A 16,021-nucleotide genomic window follows, 5' to 3' on the forward strand; every position below is an offset into this window, starting at 1 on the left:
ACCGTCAAGGCCTGGATATCCTCCTAACTCTTACGGGGGGCGTGCGGCCGGTCGGCCTGGGCCCCGACGACAGATAAGTCGATGGGGCTGGAGCATGATCGAGGCAGTCGGCCTGACCAAGCGCTACGGCGCGAAGACGGCCGTGTACAACCTTTCCTTCCAGGTGCGGCCGGGTGCCGTCACCGGATTCCTCGGTCCCAACGGGTCGGGCAAGTCCACCACCATGCGCATGATGCTCGGCCTGGACCGTCCGACGGCGGGCCATGTGACGATCGGCGGGCACGCCTTCCGCAGCCTGCCGAACGCCCCGCGTCAGGTGGGTGCGCTGCTGGACGCCAAGGCGGTGCACGGTGGCCGCAGCGCCCGCAATCACCTGCTCTCGCTGGCCCAGCTCGCCGGCATTCCGGCCGCCCGGGTCGACGAGGTGCTCGGCGTCGTCGGTCTGCAGGACGTCGCCAGGAAGCGGTCCAAGGGGTTCTCGCTCGGCATGGGGCAGCGGCTCGGGATCGCGGCGGCACTGCTCGGCGACCCGCAGGTGCTGCTCTTCGACGAGCCGGTCAACGGTCTGGACCCCGAGGGCATCCTCTGGGTCCGCAACCTGATGAAGATGCTCGCCTCCGAGGGGCGCACGGTCTTCGTCTCCAGCCACCTGATGAGCGAGATGGCGCTCACCGCCGATCATCTGATCGTGATCGGCCGCGGGCAGTTGCTCGCCGATATGAGCGTCAAGGACTTCATCTCCGCCAACTCGGCCGATTTCGCCCGGGTGCGGGTCCCGGACGCGCAGCCGGAGCTGCGGGAGAAGCTGACCGCGTCGCTCACCGAGTCGGGTGGCCGGGTCATGTCGGAGCCGGACGGGGCGCTGCGCGTCACCGGGCTGCAGCTGTCGCGGATCAGCGATCTCGCGCACGAGTCGGACGTCCGGCTGTGGGAGCTCTCGCCGCACCAGGCCTCGCTGGAGGAGGCGTACATGCGGATGACGCAGGGCGCCGTGGACTACCGATCGACGGTGGACCAGCGGACCGGGCTGCAGCAGCCCGTGATGGGTGGCGGGTACGCGCAGCCGCCCGTCCAGGAGGTGCCGCAGCAGGGCTGGTACGCCCCGCCGCCGCCCGGACAGAACCCGTACACGGCGCCCCCCGTGGCCGCCCCGGCCGCAGCCGCCCCGGCCGTGCCCGCCACCGGCCCCGCAGACCTGACCCAGCGCGACACCAGCGAGGACGCCCGATGACAACGCCGCCGACCCCGCAGGCGCCGTACCAGCAGCAGGCGCAGCAGTATCCGCAGCAGCCTGCGGCCCCGCAGCAGAACTGGCAGGGGGCGCCCGCAGGCCTCTACGCCTCGCCGATCCCGCAGCGGCGTGCCACCCTCGGTGACGCGCTCGCCTCCGAGTGGACCAAGATCCGTTCCGTGCGCTCCACGATGTGGACGCTCGGCATCATGATCGTGCTGCTGCTCGGCATCGGACTGCTGTCGGCGATCGCCGTCGACGCGTCCGGCTCCGAACTCGGCAACACCCCCGTGCTCAGCCTCGGCTTCTTCGGGGTGCTCCTCGGTTCGATCTGCGTGATCACGCTCGGCGTGATGACCATCGCCTCCGAGTACGGCACGGGCATGATCCGTACGACGCTGACGGCCTGCCCCACCCGCGGCCGGGTGCTGACCGCGAAGGCGATCGTCTTCTTCCTGCTCACCTTCGTCATCACGACCGTGACGACCGCGCTCGTCGCGGTGCTGCAGACGGCCATGCTGGGCGGCGCGGAGCCGACCGGCGGCGACTGGCTGCGCGCCACGGTCGGCGTCGGCCTCTACATCGCGACGCTGGGGCTGCTGTCGCTCGCGGTGGGCGCCCTCATCCGGCACTCCGCCGGCGCGATCACGATCATGATCGCCGTGGTGCTGCTGCCGCTCGTCCTGGCCATGTTCATGTTCTCGCAGTCGCTCGCCGACGTGCAGCAGGCCCTCTTCGAGTACTCGATCCCCAGCCAGCTCGGCGCGTTCTACGACGCGTCCGTCGCCTCGTCGGGTCCGTCCGGCTGGGAGCCGCTCTGGATCATGCTCGGCGTCACGGCCGTGGCCATGATCGGCGCCTATGTGTCGCTCGACCGGCGCGACGTCTGACCGGTCACCGGCCCGCGCAGCTCAGTAGCGCGGCGCGTTCCTGGACCGCTGCACCCTTGTGGTGCGGCGGTCCTTCGCATTCCAGCAGGCCTTGTGCCAGTGCCTGCGGTCGTCGATCCCGCCGTACTCGGACCAGGCCACGAGATGCGGAACGCCGGACGGGATCTCCTGGTCGCAGCCGGGGCAGCGGTACCTCTTTCCCGCCGCGCTCGCCCCGCTCACCGGACGGACCGACCACTGCTCGCCCTGCCACTCCTCTGCGCGCCCACCCCCGCCGTACCGCTCGCCCGCCTCGCTTGCGCTGCCGGTGGGACTCTCGCCGCCTCGGGGGCGGTTGCGGCGCGGGGACACGGGACACCTCACTGGGCAGGCCGGGCAGTTCCCGTCCAGCGTAGGGCCATTCGGACGGGGCAGGCGTCCAGGAGGTCCCGGAACGGGACACGGACAGGACCGGGTTACCGGAAAATCGCAACAACTTCGCCGTGGACCGTGCCTTTGGCACGTGTCAGACGTTGTTGCCTATAGGGGAGAGCCGCGTCGGCCGCAAGGAGGCAATTGGCGATGCGCGTGGGAACGTTTGTACTGGCAGCCCAGTTTCCGGGCCAGGGACCGGGTGAAGCGCTGCATCGCGCGATCCGGTCCACCGAGGTCGCGGAGGAATCCGGACTCGATTCGGTCTGGCTGGCCGAGCACCATTTCGTGCCGTACGGGGTCTGCCCGTCCGCCGTCACCCTGGCCGCACTGCTGCTCGGCCGCACCCGCAGAATCCGGGTCGGTACGGCGGTGAGCGTGCTGCCGTCCCAGCATCCGGTGGCGCTGGGCGAGCAGGCCGCGCTGCTCCATCTCACCAGCGGGGGCAGGTTCTCCCTCGGCGTGGGCCGGGGCGGCCCCTGGGTGGATCTGGAGGTGTTCGGAGGGGGCCTGAAGGCGTACGAGAGCGGCTTCCCCGAGTCGCTGCAGCTGCTGCTCGACTGGCTCAGCAAACCGCGTGTGGCGGGCCGTGGGGAGCGATTCGGCTTCCGTGAGGTCGCGGTGGTCCCCCGCGCCGACGAACTGCTCGACGAGCACCGCGAGGACACCGCGCAGGGGCCGGGCGGCCCCGAGGTGATCGTCGCGTGCACCTCGCCGGAGAGCGTGAGACTCGCCGCGGAGAACGGCCTGCCGATGCTCCTCGGCATGCACTGCGGGGACGAGGAGAAGGCCGAGATGGTCGCCCTGTGGCGTTCCACCGCCCTCGCCGCGGGCCGTTCCCCGGAGAGCGTCCGGGACGCGGGCCATGTCTCCGCGGGCGTCGCCCAGATCGCGGACCGGCGCGAGGAGGCCGTGGAGACGCTCGTGAAGGCGATGCCGGGCTGGCTGCGGCAGGGGCTCGACGCCCATGTGACGGTCGACGGCAGGCACCGGGTGATGCGCGATCCGATCGCGTACACGGAGTTGCTGTGCGGTCTTCATCCGGTGGGCCCGCCCCGGTTCGCGGCCGACCGGCTCGCCGCCACCGCCGAGCGGACGGGCATCACCAGGTTCGCGCTCCTGGCGGAGGGTTCGGGAGATCTCGCGGCCACGGAGGAGAACGTAGCGCGGCTGGGCACCGAGGTACTGCCACTCCTGACATGAACACCCGTATGAGTACGGGGAGCTGCCGCCCCGGAGCCAGTTGCACCTCCCGCGGCCCGGAGCGGCAGCAGAAGCGTTCAGCAGTCCCGTAGTTCGGGCGACTGGTTGAGCAACTGGCCTCTCACCGAGGTGAATCGGGCCAACCGCTCGTCGACCGAGGCGTCCAGCGGGAACACCGCGACGCGGTGGCAGTTCTGGAATGCCAGGCGCACCCCGAAGTGCCGCTGCAGCGCGCCGCGTATCGCATCACTCGCGAGCGCACGCAACAGCTGACCACGTGCCTGCTCGTCCGGCGGCGGCGTCTGGTTGTCGGCGAACTCTCCGCCGTCGACCTTCAGCTGGGCCACCAGAGAGCTGATCATCTCCCATGCGTAGGGCAGGGAGGTCCGGACGCAGTCGACGAAGTCGGCTTCGTCGACCTCGCCTCGCTCGGCCTGTTCCAACAGCGCCGGTGAGACGTCGAGCGACATGGGTTCTCCTCTCGCGACCCCGGCGGACGGCCGGGGCCTTACGGGCAGGGAAGGAGGACGGCGACGCAGCGTACACACACGGCGACCTCCTGCTTCCACGGTAAGGGTGCAGTCCGGGCCGCACCAGGAGATTGGGAACACAACCGGCCAATAACGAAGGTGCGCAAAGAGGGGCAAGCCCGCGGGCGGGAAGGGCTGTGACAGGCGGTGGTGGTGGGTTGCCGGAGGGAGAATCGCGTGGAGCACCCGTCGTCGAGTAGCGTTGCCGACCATGCGTCTCGTCATCGCCCGCTGCTCCGTGGACTACGCGGGCCGGCTCACGGCCCACCTGCCCTCCGCTCCCCGTCTCATCCTGGTCAAGGCGGACGGGAGCGTCTCGATCCACGCCGACGACAGGGCGTACAAACCCCTCAACTGGATGTCACCGCCCTGCACGCTGAAGGAGGGCGCCGACGACACCGGCGGCGTCTGGACCGTGGTGAACAAAGCGGGCGAGAAACTGATCATCACGATGGAGGAGATCCTCCACGACTCGTCGCACGAGCTGGGCGTCGATCCCGGTCTCATCAAGGACGGCGTGGAAGCGCACCTGCAGGAGCTGCTCGCCGACCGGATCGAAATCCTCGGTGAGGGCTACACCCTGATCCGCCGCGAGTACCCCACCGCCATCGGCCCGGTCGACATCCTGTGCCGGGACGCCGACGGGAAGACCGTCGCCGTCGAGCTCAAGCGCCGTGGTGACATCGACGGTGTGGAGCAGCTGACCCGTTATCTGGAACTGCTCAACCGCGATCCCCATCTCGCCCCGGTGAAGGGCATCTTCGCGGCGCAGGAGATCAAGCCGCAGGCCCGGGTGCTGGCGACGGACCGGGGAATCGGCTGTGTGGTCCTCGACTACGACGCCATGCGCGGCATCGAGGACGACAAGCTGCGGCTGTTCTGACGCCGTCCTCCGCATACGCAAGGCCCCGGACCGCACATCGGCGGTCCGGGGCCTTGCGCGTACGGGTGCCTGTCCGTACCGGTCCCGTCTCAGGCCGCCGTCGGCTCCACCGTGGTGCCGGACTCGCTCGTCGTCGCCGACGGGCCGCTCGCCGAGACGGACGTGTCCGGCGTGGTCGGTTCCGGGTCCGTCTCGGTCGGACTGGGACTTTCCGTCGGCTCCGTCGGGGTCTGGGTCGGCGTGGGTGTGGTCGGAGTCTTAGTGGGGGACTTGGTCGGCGACTTGGTGGGCGTCCCCGGTGTGCTGGGCCTCCCGGTCGGCGGCCTGCCCGACGACGACGGGCTGTCGCTCGGCCCGGTCGATCCCGTGGACGGCGCACCGCTGCCGCTCGGGGTGGCCCGACTTCCGGACGGACCCGGCGCCGAGGGACTCCCGCTCGACGAGCCCTTGCGCGGTGTCGAGGCGTCCGTCGGCTCGTCGGCCGGGAACCCGCCGTCGATGCCGTCCTCGTCGGCCGGCTGCTCGGTCGTGACGCCGCCGCCGTCCTGGGCGTCGCTGCTGGACGTCATGCCGAGCGTCACGACCGTGCCGAGCACGGCGGCCAGCACGACGCCGGCACCCGCGGCGACGACATTGCGCCGGGCGCCGCCCAGCACGGCAGCCTTGCGGCCGCCGGACGCACCGGTGCCTGCTGCCGGGGCGACCCGGGATATCAGCGCGGTTTCGTCCTCGGACCTACGCGGCGCGGCCTTCGGCCCGCTCACCGGTACGGTCACGGGCGGGCGCGCCGACTCCTCGTACCGCGCGGCCGGCGTTTCCTCACCCGACGGGCGGCTGCCGGGCACCTGTCCGCCTGAGCGGTCGGAGACCAGGGCGAGCGCGCGGCGTCCGGCCACCGCCCCGGACTTGTCGGCGAGCGCGCCGCGCATACCGATCGAGGCCTCCAGCTCGGCCCTGGCCCGGTCGAGGTTGCCGGTACAGAGCGCGAGGACGCCCAACTCATGGTGGAAGTAGGCCTCTTCGGCGACCTCGCCGGCGATCCTGGCAGCCTCCTGGCCGAGCCGCAGGGCCTTCTCCCAGCCGCCCCAGTGCAGCCCGGCGGCGAAGGCGGGGGCGGCGCTGCGGGCCAGCAGCACGGCTGCACTGGCCTGTCCGGCCCCGTCGCCGGGGACCAGCTGGGTCATGGCCGCGATGATCGCGTCGGCCTCGGCCACCGCGCGGGCAGGGGTGACCGAGGGGTGCCCGGACCACCAGGCATAGTGCTGGGCCGCCGTACGGGCCCGGTCGGCCGCGTCCTCGCCGTATCCGGCGGCCTCCAGCTGGGCGAGGACGCCTGCGGCCAGCCGATAGCGGGAACCCGCCGGGGAGAGCAGTCCGCAGCCGGCCAGCTCGCCGAGCGCGGCATCGGCGTGGGTGTCTCCCACGAGCGCCGGCAGATGCGCCTGGTGCGGCACCTCGCCGCCGAGCGCGACCGCGAAGTGCAGGGTGTCGCGCGCGGGCCCGCTGAGCCGGGAGGCGAGCAGCGCGGCGGGCGCGGCACCCTCGCCGAGGCTCGGCAGCGGTACGTCGTGGCCGTCGGCGTCCTGGCCGAAGGCGTCGAAGGAATCGTCGACGGGCCGGCCGTCGAAGTAGCCGTGCTCGTCGTACGCGGTGGGGTCGGTGCGCAGCATGTCCCGCTGGCGCAGCAGGGCGCCCGCCTGGACGAAGCGCAGCGGCAGCCCCTCGGACTCGAACCAGAGGTCGCCTGCCCAGTTCGCCTCGTCCTCGGTGAGCGACCGTTCGACGACCTGTTCCAGCAGCTCGACCGAGGCGCTGCGGCCCAGCCCGGCGAGGAAGACCTCTTCGAGGTGCGAGTCGGCGGTGGGTGCGGCGATGTCGGGTGTCGCGGCGAGCAGGAACGCGCACTCCGGCGTCGCGTCGAGCAGTTCCTCCAGCGCGGTCCCGCCGAACTCCAGGTCGTCGAGGACGACGACGGCCCCGATGCCCCGGACCTGTTCGAGGAGGGCGGCACGGTCGGGGCGCAGCAGCGGTGCGTCGAGGACCGCCTCGTAGAGCCCGTACAGCAGGTCGGTGGCGGTGCGCTTGTGGCCGGAGAGCCGTACGACTCCATCCGGTGCGAGGTCCGCGCAGTCGGCGGCGACGGCGTTCAGCAGCGCGGTGCGTCCGGATCCGGCCGGTCCGGTGAGCCGCACCGAGCGGCCGCGCCCCAGCAGGCGCGCCAGCCGCTCACGCTCCTCTGCGCGCTCCAGGAGCGGCAGTTGGGGGGAGGGGGGTCCCGGCGGCACGGGCGGAGCGGCCGCGCGCTCGCGGTCGGTGCGCTCGGCGGGGTTGCGGCGGACCGGAGCGGCGGGCTGCTCCCCCGGGGGGCACAGCTCGACCTCGCTGCCGTCGACCGGGTTGACGGTGAGCAGGAAGTCGCCGGGGAAGAGCTGCACGACGCGAGCCTGCTGCTGCGGCTGCTGACCGAATTCGGTGCTCAGCGGGTCGCGGGACCGCCGTCGGCCGGTGTCCTCGCCGTAGCCGTCATTGTCATGGCCGAAAACTTCCGGCCCCCGGTGTGTCGGGTCCATCGCCAAACCCCCCAGACGCGTCGCGCACGGTTGCCCCTCCCGGCCTCGCACGCCCTGCTGTCGCTTCCGGTCCGGTATCCGCCGCATGGGTTCCGTCAATCGGTGGACGGCCGAACCCTAAACCTTCGCACAGTATCTACGAACCATCGGGGTGCCGCGCCGTCCAGGACATCACGGTCTCGTGAGGATTGTGTGGGTTCGGGCAGGTGGACGAGCGCCCCCACGCCCGTACTAAACCCGCGGCAGGGAGTCCGCGGCGATTCCGCCTTCGATCGCCAGAATGCGGTGCAGTCTCGTCGCCACCAGCAGGCGCTGCATCTGCGGCGGCACACCACGGAGCACCAGCCGCCGCCCGGCCCGCCCGGCCCGGCGGTGCGCGCCCATGATGACGCCGAGACCGGTGGCGTCCCAGGAATCCAGCTCGGTCAGGTCGAGAATCAGGTCGCCGACCCCGTCGTCGAGGGCCGAATGCAGGACCGTACGGGCGTCCGCCGCGCTTCGGACGTCGAGGCGGCCCCCGACGACCAGCTCGGCGTGGTCGCCCCTGATGTGCATATGCGCTCCCCGGAAATGCTCCATGGCACGGTCGTCTGTCTGTTTCTGTCTCTGTCACAACTGACTGCGACAACGACAGGGAAGTTTCCGTCTGTAAGCGAACCGATACCGAATTCACTCCGTGGAGTGACGCCGGCCCGCTCAAGGACCACCGCAGCCGGGGAGTTACCCCCGTCTCCCCCGGGCGTGATCGACGGCGGATCAAGCGCCCGGGGGCCGAGAACGATCAGTAGGTGTAGAAGCCCTGCCCGCTCTTGCGGCCGATGTCACCTGCATCGACCATCCGGCGCATCAGCTCGGGAGCGGCGAACTTCTCGTCCTGCGACTCGGTGTAGATGTTGGACGTGGCGTGCAGCAGGATGTCGACGCCGGTGAGGTCCGCCGTCGCGAGCGGCCCCATGGCGTGACCGAAGCCCAGCTTGCAGGCGGTGTCGATGTCCTCGGCCGTGGCGACGCCCGACTCGTACAGCTTGGCAGCCTCGACGACCAGCGCCGAGATCAGCCGGGTGGTGACGAACCCGGCGACGTCACGGTTGACGACGATGCAGGTCTTGCCGACGGACTCGGCGAACTCCCGTGCGGTGGCGAGCGTTTCGTCGCTCGTCTTATAGCCGCGCACCAGCTCGCAGAGCTGCATCATCGGGACCGGCGAGAAGAAGTGCACACCGACGACGCGCTCCGGGCGCTCCGTGACGGCCGCGATCTTGGTGATCGGGATGGCGGAGGTGTTCGACGCGAGGACCGTGTCGTCCCGCACGATCTTGTCGAGGGCCCGGAAGATCTCGTGCTTGACCTCGAGCTTCTCGAAGACGGCCTCGACGACGACATCCGCGTCGGCGACCGCGTCGAGGTCGGTGGTCGTGGTGATGCGGGCCAGCGCGGCGTCGGCGTCGGCCGCCTCCAGCTTGCCCTTGGAGACGAACCTGTCGTACGAGGCCTTGATGCCGTCGCGCCCACGGACCAGGGCCTCGTCGGTGACATCACGCAGCACGACGTCCCAGCCCGCCTGGGCGGAGACCTGCGCGATACCGGACCCCATGAGTCCGGCCCCGATGACGGCGAGCTTCCTGGCCACGTTCGCACCCCTTTGTGTCAATCCTCGACGGCCGACGTCCACGACGGCTCCACGGACATTTTCGTAACGCTTGTTCACATGCTCTCCGGCGGAGATTAGTACCCGTGGGGCGCGCTGGGGCGGTGAAGAGATACGCGTCACGTCTCACATGACGGACATCACACCGCTACGCGTCATTCGGTGGCGCACCGCGCGCAGTTGAGCACCCTGACGCCGAGGAAGCCGTGAGGTTCTCATGGCGTGCGCGTCAGCACGTGTTCCGGACCACCGGAGCGGGAAAGGGCCCGGATAGGCTCGGCCGCATGGTCAATCTGACGCGCATCTACACCCGTACCGGCGACCAGGGCACCACCGCCCTCGGCGACATGAGCCGCACCGCCAAGACCGATCTGCGGATCTCGGCGTACGCGGACACCAATGAGGCCAACGCCGTCATCGGTACGGCGATCGCGCTCGGCCAATTGCCGGAAGAGGTCGTGAAAGTCCTCGTCCGCGTACAGAACGACCTGTTCGACGTGGGCGCGGATCTGTCGACGCCGGTCGCCGAGAAGCCGAAGTATCCGCCGCTGCGGGTCGAGCAGAATTACGTCGACAGGCTGGAGGCGGACTGCGACCACTTCCTGGAGCACCTGGAGAAGCTGCGGAGCTTCATCCTGCCGGGCGGTACGCCGGGGGCGGCGCTGCTCCACCAGGCATGCACGGTGGTCCGGCGTGCCGAGCGGTCCACCTGGGCGGCGCTGGAAGTGCACGGTGACGTGATGAACGCACTGACGGCGACCTACCTCAACCGCCTCTCCGACCTTCTGTTCATCCTGGCGAGGACGGCGAACAAGGAACTCGGCGACGTGCTGTGGGTGCCGGGCGGCGAGCGGTAGGTAAAGGGGGTCCGCCCGGCTCGGCTGATGTCCTCGGCCGCCGGCCGGGCCCGTTCCGCTCCATCGAAGGGCACGTCGGCCGGTCGTGGGGACGTTCAGGCCGCGCGGCCGGCCCCAAGCGACGCTTCCGGTACAGGAGTTGGGCATTTGAGGTTTACTTCCGATCTTTGGTCCAGACCTCTTGACGATTGGTCCAGACCTTCCTAACCTCACCGAACACACTGCGGTGAGCGCGCCATGACAAAGCGGGCTCAGGGCGGCGCAGGGTTGCAGTCCACGGACCACCCCCGTTTGTCCGGACCTCACCCGAGGAGCACCGTTGAGCACCGAGACCCCCCTACGCCGAACCAGATTCAGATTCGGCCTGGCCACCACCACCCGTACGAAGGCGATGGCCGGCCTCACCGCACTACTGCTCCCCCTCGCCGCAATGGTCGGACTGGCCGCCCCCGCCCAGGCCGCCACCTCGGCGACCGCCACATACGTCAAGAAGTCCGACTGGGGCACCGGCTTCGAGGGTCAGTGGACGGTGAAGAACACCGGTACCACCGCCCTCAGTTCCTGGACCATCGAGTGGGACTTCCCCTCCGGCACGTCGGTCACGTCCGCCTGGGACGCCACTGTCACCAGCTCCGGAACCCACTGGACCGCCAAGAACGTCGGCTGGAACGGTACGGTCGCCCCCGGCGCCAGCGTCAGCTTCGGCTTCAACGGCGCCGGTCCCGGCGCCCCCACCGGCTGCAAGCTGAACGGCGCCTCCTGTGACGGCGGCAGCGTCCCCGGCGACAACGCCCCCTCCGCGCCCGGCACTCCGACCGCGAGCAACATCACCGACACCGGTGTGAAGCTCACCTGGACAGCCGCCACCGACGACAACGGCATCAAGAACTACGACGTGCTGCGCAACGGCAACAAGGTCACCACGGTCACCGGCCTGACCTACACCGACAGCGGGCTGACCGCCGGCAGCGACTACTCGTACACGATCCAGGCGCGTGACACCGCCGACCAGACGGGCCCGGCCAGCGGCTCGGTGGCCGTGCACACCACGGGCGGCGGAGGAAACCCCGATCCCGGCAGCAAGGTCAAGCTCGGTTACTTCACCGAGTGGGGCGTCTACGACCGCAACTTCCACGTCAAGAACCTGGAGACCAGCGGCAGCGCCGCCAAGATCACGCACATCAACTACTCCTTCGGCAACGTCGCCGGCGGCCAGTGCGCGATCGGCGACGCCTACGCCGCCTACCAGAAGACCTACGACGCGGCCTCCAGCGTCGACGGCACCGCCGACACCTGGGACCAGCCGGTGGCCGGCAACATCAACCAGCTGCGCGAGCTGAAGAAGAAGCACCCGGGCCTCAAGGTCATCTGGTCCTTCGGCGGCTGGACCTGGTCCGGCGGCTTCACCCAGGCCGCGCAGAACCCCACCGCCTTCGCCAACTCCTGCTACAACCTGGTCGAGGACCCGCGCTGGGCCGATGTCTTCGACGGCATCGACATCGACTGGGAATACCCCAACGCCTGTGGTCTGTCCTGTGACAGCAGCGGCGCCTCGGCCTTCAAGACCGTGGTCTCCGCGCTGCGGACGAAGTTCGGCAGCTCCAACCTGGTAACCGCGGCCATCACCGCCGACGCCTCGTCCGGCGGCAAGATCGACGCGGCCGACTACGCGGGCGCGGCCCAGTACGTCGACTGGTACAACGTGATGACGTACGACTTCTTCGGCGCCTTCGACGCGGACGGCCCGACCGCCCCGCACTCCCCGCTCACCTCGTACAGCGGCATCCCGCTGGACGGCTACAACAGCGACGCCGCCATCACCAAGCTCAAGGGCAAGGGCATCGCGGGCAGCAAGCTGAACCTCGGCATCGGCTTCTACGGGCGCGGCTGGACCGGCGTCACCCAGGCCACCCCGGGCGGCTCGGCGACCGGTCCCGCGCCCGGCAAGTACGAGCAGGGCATCGAGGACTACAAGGTGCTCAAGACCAGCTGCCCGGCCACCGACACCATCGCGGGCACCGCCTACGCCAAGTGCGGCAGCAACTGGTGGAGCTACGACACCCCGGCCACCATCGCCGGGAAGATGACCTACGTGAAGAACCAGGGCCTCAAGGGGGCGTTCTTCTGGGAGTTCAGCGGGGACACCAGCAACGGTGAACTCGTCAGCGCGATCGACAGCGGCCTGAGGTAGTCACCGCGGTCCTCGTGCAGTACAGCGCGTAACCCCGAAAAGCAGCCGGGGAGACAGGTCCGCCCCCTGTCTCCCCGGTTCTTCGTTGTGTCCGTGGCCGGGCCCGTACGTACGGGCCCTCAAGCCACGTTCAGCTTTCCGGACTTCATCCGGGGGACCCCCTGCCGACGAGGCCCCTTCTCAAGCGACGTTGACTCGCTGGCCGGGCGGAGCCGCCTCCAGCCAGGCGAGAAAACCGGTGAGGGCGTCCTCGCTCATCGCCAGCTCCAGGCGGGTCTCGCGGTGGAGACAGCCGAGCACGACGGCGTCGGAGAGCAGCGCCAGCTCCTCCTCGCCCTCGGGCAACCGCCGGGCGACCACCTCGATCGCGGAACGCTCAAGTACCCGGCGGGGCCGGGGAGCGTACGAGAAGACCCGGAACCAGTCGATCTTGTCACCGCTGTACCGGGCGACGCCGTACACCCAGCCCTTGCCCGAGAGATCGGGCTCGGCCGGCACATTCCACCGCACGCTGCAGTCGAACGTCCCGCCGGAGCGCTGGATCAGCCGTCGGCGCAGGCCGAAGACGAAGAGACCCACCGCGACCAGTACGACGACCAGGCCGCACACCCACAAAGCGAGGACCATCTCCACCGACCTCCTCGCATCGTCGAGTAACGGATACCGCCCGGACTGCAACTGCACCTGCATCGCCTCAGCCGCGGCACGGTCTGGAGAGTTCCAGTTCGGGCCGCGGCTGAGGGTAAAAACATTCGGCGGGGTGCTTAACGCACCGCCACCGCACGGAGTCGGACATCGGCGCGACGCTCGGCGCCGCCGTCCGTCTCCGACTTCGCACGCTCCAGCGCACGCTCGGCGCGCTGGACATCGATCTCGTCCGCCAGCTCGGCGATCTCCGCCAGCAGCGACAGCTTGTCGTCCGCGAACGAGATGAAACCGCCGTGCACAGCCGCGACTACGGTTGAGCCCTCGCTCGTACGGATCGTCACCGGGCCCGACTCCAGCACACCGAGAAGCGGCTGGTGACCGGGCATGACGCCGATGTCGCCGGACGTGGTACGCGCGACGACCAGGGTGGCCTCGCCGGACCAGACACTGCGGTCCGCGGCGACCAGCTCGACGTGCAGCTCAGCAGCCAAGAGTGGCTCCTCGGGTCACCACCCGGCCGTTGCAGCCGGGTGTTGGGTCAATTCTACGGGGCGTGGTGAGGGGGACGGGACGCACCCGCCCCCCTCGGTGAGCCATGGGCTCAGGAGACGCCGAGCTCCTTGGCGTTGGCCTTGAGGTCCTCAATGCCACCGCACATGAAGAACGCCTGCTCCGGGAAGTGGTCGTACTCACCGTCGGCGATCGCGTTGAACGCGGCGATCGACTCGTCGAGCGGAACGTCCGAACCGTCCACGCCCGTGAACTGCTTGGCGACGTGGGTGTTCTGGGACAGGAAGCGCTCGATGCGACGGGCGCGGAAGACCGTGAGCTTGTCCTCCTCGCCGAGCTCGTCCATACCGAGAATGGCGATGATGTCCTGGAGGTCCTTGTACTTCTGCAGGATTCCCTTGACCCGCATGGCGGTGTCGTAGTGGTCCTGCGCGATGTAACGCGGGTCCAGGATCCGGGACGTGGAGTCCAGCGGGTCCACGGCCGGGTAGATGCCCTTCTCGGAGATCGGACGGGAAAGAACCGTCGTCGCGTCGAGGTGGGCGAAGGTGGTGGCCGGGGCCGGGTCGGTCAGGTCGTCCGCGGGGACGTAGATCGCCTGCATCGAGGTGATCGAGTGACCGCGGGTCGACGTGATGCGCTCCTGCAGCAGACCCATCTCGTCGGCCAGGTTCGGCTGGTAACCCACTGCGGACGGCATACGGCCGAGCAGCGTGGAGACCTCGGAGCCGGCCTGGGTGTACCGGAAGATGTTGTCGATGAAGAAGAGCACGTCCTGCTTCATCACATCGCGGAAGTACTCCGCCATGGTCAGACCGGCAAGCGCGACCCGCAGACGGGTGCCCGGGGGCTCGTCCATCTGACCGAAGACAAGCGCCGTCTTGTCGATGACGCCCGACTCGGCCATCTCCTCGATGAGGTCGTTGCCCTCACGGGTACGCTCACCGACGCCCGCGAACACCGACACACCGTCGTGGTTGTTGGCGACGCGGTAGATCATTTCCTGGATCAGAACGGTCTTGCCGACACCGGCACCACCGAACAGACCGATCTTTCCACCCTTGACGTACGGGGTGAGAAGGTCGATGACCTTGACGCCGGTCTCGAACATCTCGGTCTTGGACTCGAGCTGGTCGAAGCTGGGCGCCTTGCGGTGGATCGGCCAGCGCTCGGTGACCTCGGACTCGGCCTCGGGCTTGTTCAGGATCTCACCAAGGGTGTTGAACACCTTGCCCTTGGTCATCTCGCCGACCGGCACCGTGATGCCGGAACCCGTGTTCGTCACCGGGGCCTGGCGGACCAGACCGTCGGTGGGCTGCATCGAGATCGCGCGGATCACGCCGTCGCCGAGGTGCTGGGCGACCTCGAGCGTCAGCTTCTTCAGCTTGCCGTCCTCGGCCGGGTCGGCCACCTGGACAGTCAGCGCGTTGTAGATCTCCGGCATGGCGTCGACGGGGAACTCCACGTCGACGACCGGGCCGATGACCCGGGCGACGCGGCCCGTGGCAACGGCCGTCTCAACTGTGGTCGTCATTACTTGTCACTCCCCGCGGTCGCGTCGGCCAGCGCACTGGCACCACCGACGATCTCGCTGATTTCCTGGGTGATTTCGGCCTGGCGGGCCGCGTTGGCAAGCCGGGAGAGGCTCTTGACGAGCTCCCCGGCGTTGTCGGTGGCCGACTTCATCGCGCGGCGGCGGGCAGCGTGCTCGGAAGCAGCGGCCTGCAGCAGTGCGTTGTAGATCCGGCTCTCGACGTACCGCGGAAGCAGGGCGTCGAGGACGTCCTCCGCCGACGGCTCGAAGTCGAAGAGCGGCAGGATCTCTCCCTTGCCGTCCTCCTCCTTCGTGGTGTCGAGGCTGAGCGGCAGCATCCGGTTGTCCACCGGGTTCTGCGTCATCATCGAGACGAACTCGGTGAAGACGATGTGCAGCTCGTCCACGCCGCCCTCGGCGGTCTCCTGGGTGACCGCCTCGATCATCGGGGCAGCGGCCCGCTTCGCATCCGCGTACGTCGGGCTGTCAGTGAAGCCGGTCCACGAATCCGCGATCTTGCGCTCGCGGAAGCCGTAGTAGGCGACACCCTTGCGGCCGATCACATACGTGACGACCTCCTTGCCCTCACCGCGCAGCCGCTCGGTCAGTCGCTCCGCCGCCTTGATGGCGTTGGCGGAGTAACCGCCGGCCAGACCGCGGTCGCTCGTGATGAGCAGGATCGCGGCCCGCGCCGGAGCGTCGGCCTCGGTGGTCAGCGGGTGCTTGGTGGTGGAACCGGTCGCCACCGCGGTGACCGCACGGTTCAGCTCGGTGGCATACGGCATCGAGGCCGCCACCTTGCGCTGCGCCTTGACGATGCGCGAGGCGGCGATCATCTCCATCGCCTTGGTGATCTTCTTCGTGGCGGTGACGGAGCGGATGCGGCGCTTGTAAACGCGAAGCTGAGCGCCCATC

General features: G+C 69.5%; 15 protein-coding genes. 6 read left to right on the forward strand and 9 right to left on the reverse strand.

Annotated elements, in window-relative coordinates:
* The first annotated feature begins 94 nt into the window (after positions 1 to 94).
* Positions 95 to 1,231, forward strand: coding sequence for an ABC transporter ATP-binding protein (locus OHB49_RS14855; RefSeq protein ID WP_030971509.1), 1,137 nt, complete (start codon positions 95 to 97; stop codon positions 1,229 to 1,231).
* On the forward strand, positions 1,228 to 2,121 hold the full coding sequence (locus tag OHB49_RS14860) for an ABC transporter permease subunit (RefSeq protein WP_329160776.1): 894 nt from the start codon (positions 1,228 to 1,230) through the stop codon (positions 2,119 to 2,121). Before OHB49_RS14855 ends, OHB49_RS14860 begins: the two co-directional genes overlap by 4 nt.
* Positions 2,122 to 2,142: 21 nt before the next feature.
* Here OHB49_RS14860 and OHB49_RS14865 read toward each other — a convergent pair whose 3' ends face one another.
* Positions 2,143 to 2,472, reverse strand: a complete 330-nt coding sequence (locus OHB49_RS14865; protein ID WP_267001756.1) for an ATP/GTP-binding protein — start codon at positions 2,470 to 2,472, stop codon at positions 2,143 to 2,145.
* A 210-nt stretch (positions 2,473 to 2,682) separates the two neighbouring features.
* On the opposite strand from OHB49_RS14865, the gene OHB49_RS14870 reads away from it, so the two are divergent.
* Positions 2,683 to 3,735, forward strand: a complete 1,053-nt coding sequence (locus OHB49_RS14870; RefSeq protein WP_329160778.1) for an LLM class flavin-dependent oxidoreductase — start codon at positions 2,683 to 2,685, stop codon at positions 3,733 to 3,735.
* A 77-nt stretch (positions 3,736 to 3,812) separates the two neighbouring features.
* Here the strand turns inward: OHB49_RS14870 and OHB49_RS14875 are convergent, their stop codons facing one another.
* Positions 3,813 to 4,205: an SCO5389 family protein gene (locus OHB49_RS14875; protein WP_030971516.1), complete on the reverse strand. Its 393-nt coding sequence runs from the start codon at positions 4,203 to 4,205 to the stop codon at positions 3,813 to 3,815.
* Positions 4,206 to 4,476: 271 nt separating this feature from the next.
* Here OHB49_RS14875 and nucS point away from each other — a divergent pair, with 271 nt between their 5' ends.
* Complete coding sequence (gene nucS / locus OHB49_RS14880; RefSeq protein ID WP_329160780.1) at positions 4,477 to 5,148, forward strand: endonuclease NucS; 672 nt, start codon at positions 4,477 to 4,479, stop codon at positions 5,146 to 5,148.
* Between the two features lie 89 nt (positions 5,149 to 5,237).
* Here the strand turns inward: nucS and OHB49_RS14885 are convergent, their stop codons facing one another.
* From OHB49_RS14885 to OHB49_RS14895, 3 genes are all read right to left on the reverse strand, one after another.
* On the reverse strand, positions 5,238 to 7,718 hold the full coding sequence (locus tag OHB49_RS14885; RefSeq protein ID WP_329160781.1) for an ATP-binding protein: 2,481 nt from the start codon (positions 7,716 to 7,718) through the stop codon (positions 5,238 to 5,240).
* A gap of 231 nt (positions 7,719 to 7,949) precedes the next feature.
* On the reverse strand, positions 7,950 to 8,273 hold the full coding sequence (locus OHB49_RS14890) for an STAS domain-containing protein (protein ID WP_030916001.1): 324 nt from the start codon (positions 8,271 to 8,273) through the stop codon (positions 7,950 to 7,952).
* Between the two features lie 226 nt (positions 8,274 to 8,499).
* Entirely contained in the window at positions 8,500 to 9,348 is an 849-nt protein-coding gene (locus OHB49_RS14895; protein WP_030971524.1) for a 3-hydroxyacyl-CoA dehydrogenase family protein, read from the reverse strand.
* 302 nt (positions 9,349 to 9,650) lie between these two features.
* On the opposite strand from OHB49_RS14895, the gene OHB49_RS14900 reads away from it, so the two are divergent.
* Together OHB49_RS14900 and OHB49_RS14905 are read left to right on the forward strand one after the other, a co-directional pair.
* A complete protein-coding gene (locus tag OHB49_RS14900) occupies positions 9,651 to 10,223 on the forward strand; it encodes a cob(I)yrinic acid a,c-diamide adenosyltransferase (protein ID WP_030971525.1) in 573 nt (190 codons plus the stop codon).
* 319 nt (positions 10,224 to 10,542) lie between these two features.
* The gene (locus tag OHB49_RS14905) at positions 10,543 to 12,414 is read left to right on the forward strand and encodes a glycoside hydrolase family 18 chitinase (protein ID WP_329160786.1); all 1,872 of its coding nucleotides are present in this window, start codon (positions 10,543 to 10,545) and stop codon (positions 12,412 to 12,414) included.
* Between the two features lie 180 nt (positions 12,415 to 12,594).
* On the opposite strand, the gene OHB49_RS14910 is transcribed toward OHB49_RS14905, so the two are convergent.
* The 4 genes from OHB49_RS14910 to OHB49_RS14925 form a co-directional block, all read right to left on the reverse strand.
* Positions 12,595 to 13,041 (reverse strand): DUF2550 domain-containing protein, encoded by a 447-nt coding sequence (locus tag OHB49_RS14910; protein ID WP_030971527.1) that lies wholly within the window; start codon positions 13,039 to 13,041, stop codon positions 12,595 to 12,597.
* A gap of 137 nt (positions 13,042 to 13,178) precedes the next feature.
* On the reverse strand, positions 13,179 to 13,553 hold the full coding sequence (locus OHB49_RS14915) for a F0F1 ATP synthase subunit epsilon (RefSeq protein ID WP_030971528.1): 375 nt from the start codon (positions 13,551 to 13,553) through the stop codon (positions 13,179 to 13,181).
* A gap of 110 nt (positions 13,554 to 13,663) precedes the next feature.
* Positions 13,664 to 15,106, reverse strand: a complete 1,443-nt coding sequence (gene atpD, locus OHB49_RS14920) for a F0F1 ATP synthase subunit beta (RefSeq protein WP_030971529.1) — start codon at positions 15,104 to 15,106, stop codon at positions 13,664 to 13,666.
* Positions 15,106 to 16,020: a F0F1 ATP synthase subunit gamma gene (locus OHB49_RS14925; protein WP_329160789.1), complete on the reverse strand. Its 915-nt coding sequence runs from the start codon at positions 16,018 to 16,020 to the stop codon at positions 15,106 to 15,108. Before OHB49_RS14925 ends, atpD begins: the two co-directional genes overlap by 1 nt.
* Position 16,021 lies beyond the last annotated feature (1 nt).

This window comes from Streptomyces sp. NBC_01717 (assembly GCF_036248255.1).
Classification (GTDB): Bacteria; Actinomycetota; Actinomycetes; order Streptomycetales; family Streptomycetaceae; genus Streptomyces.

Excerpts from the sequence above, each read along its gene's own strand:
- OHB49_RS14855 (WP_030971509.1), top strand. The coding sequence starts at position 95 with ATGATCGAGGCAGTCGGCCTGACCAAGCGCTACGGCGCGAAGACGGCC.
- OHB49_RS14860 (WP_329160776.1), top strand. The coding sequence starts at position 1,228 with ATGACAACGCCGCCGACCCCGCAGGCGCCGTACCAGCAGCAGGCGCAG.
- OHB49_RS14870 (WP_329160778.1), top strand. The coding sequence starts at position 2,683 with ATGCGCGTGGGAACGTTTGTACTGGCAGCCCAGTTTCCGGGCCAGGGA.
- OHB49_RS14875 (WP_030971516.1), bottom strand. The coding sequence starts at position 4,205 with ATGTCGCTCGACGTCTCACCGGCGCTGTTGGAACAGGCCGAGCGAGGC.
- nucS (WP_329160780.1), top strand. The coding sequence starts at position 4,477 with ATGCGTCTCGTCATCGCCCGCTGCTCCGTGGACTACGCGGGCCGGCTC.
- OHB49_RS14885 (WP_329160781.1), bottom strand. The coding sequence starts at position 7,718 with ATGGACCCGACACACCGGGGGCCGGAAGTTTTCGGCCATGACAATGAC.
- OHB49_RS14890 (WP_030916001.1), bottom strand. The coding sequence starts at position 8,273 with ATGCACATCAGGGGCGACCACGCCGAGCTGGTCGTCGGGGGCCGCCTC.
- OHB49_RS14900 (WP_030971525.1), top strand. The coding sequence starts at position 9,651 with ATGGTCAATCTGACGCGCATCTACACCCGTACCGGCGACCAGGGCACC.
- OHB49_RS14910 (WP_030971527.1), bottom strand. The coding sequence starts at position 13,041 with ATGGTCCTCGCTTTGTGGGTGTGCGGCCTGGTCGTCGTACTGGTCGCG.
- atpD (WP_030971529.1), bottom strand. The coding sequence starts at position 15,106 with ATGACGACCACAGTTGAGACGGCCGTTGCCACGGGCCGCGTCGCCCGG.
- OHB49_RS14925 (WP_329160789.1), bottom strand. The coding sequence starts at position 16,020 with ATGGGCGCTCAGCTTCGCGTTTACAAGCGCCGCATCCGCTCCGTCACC.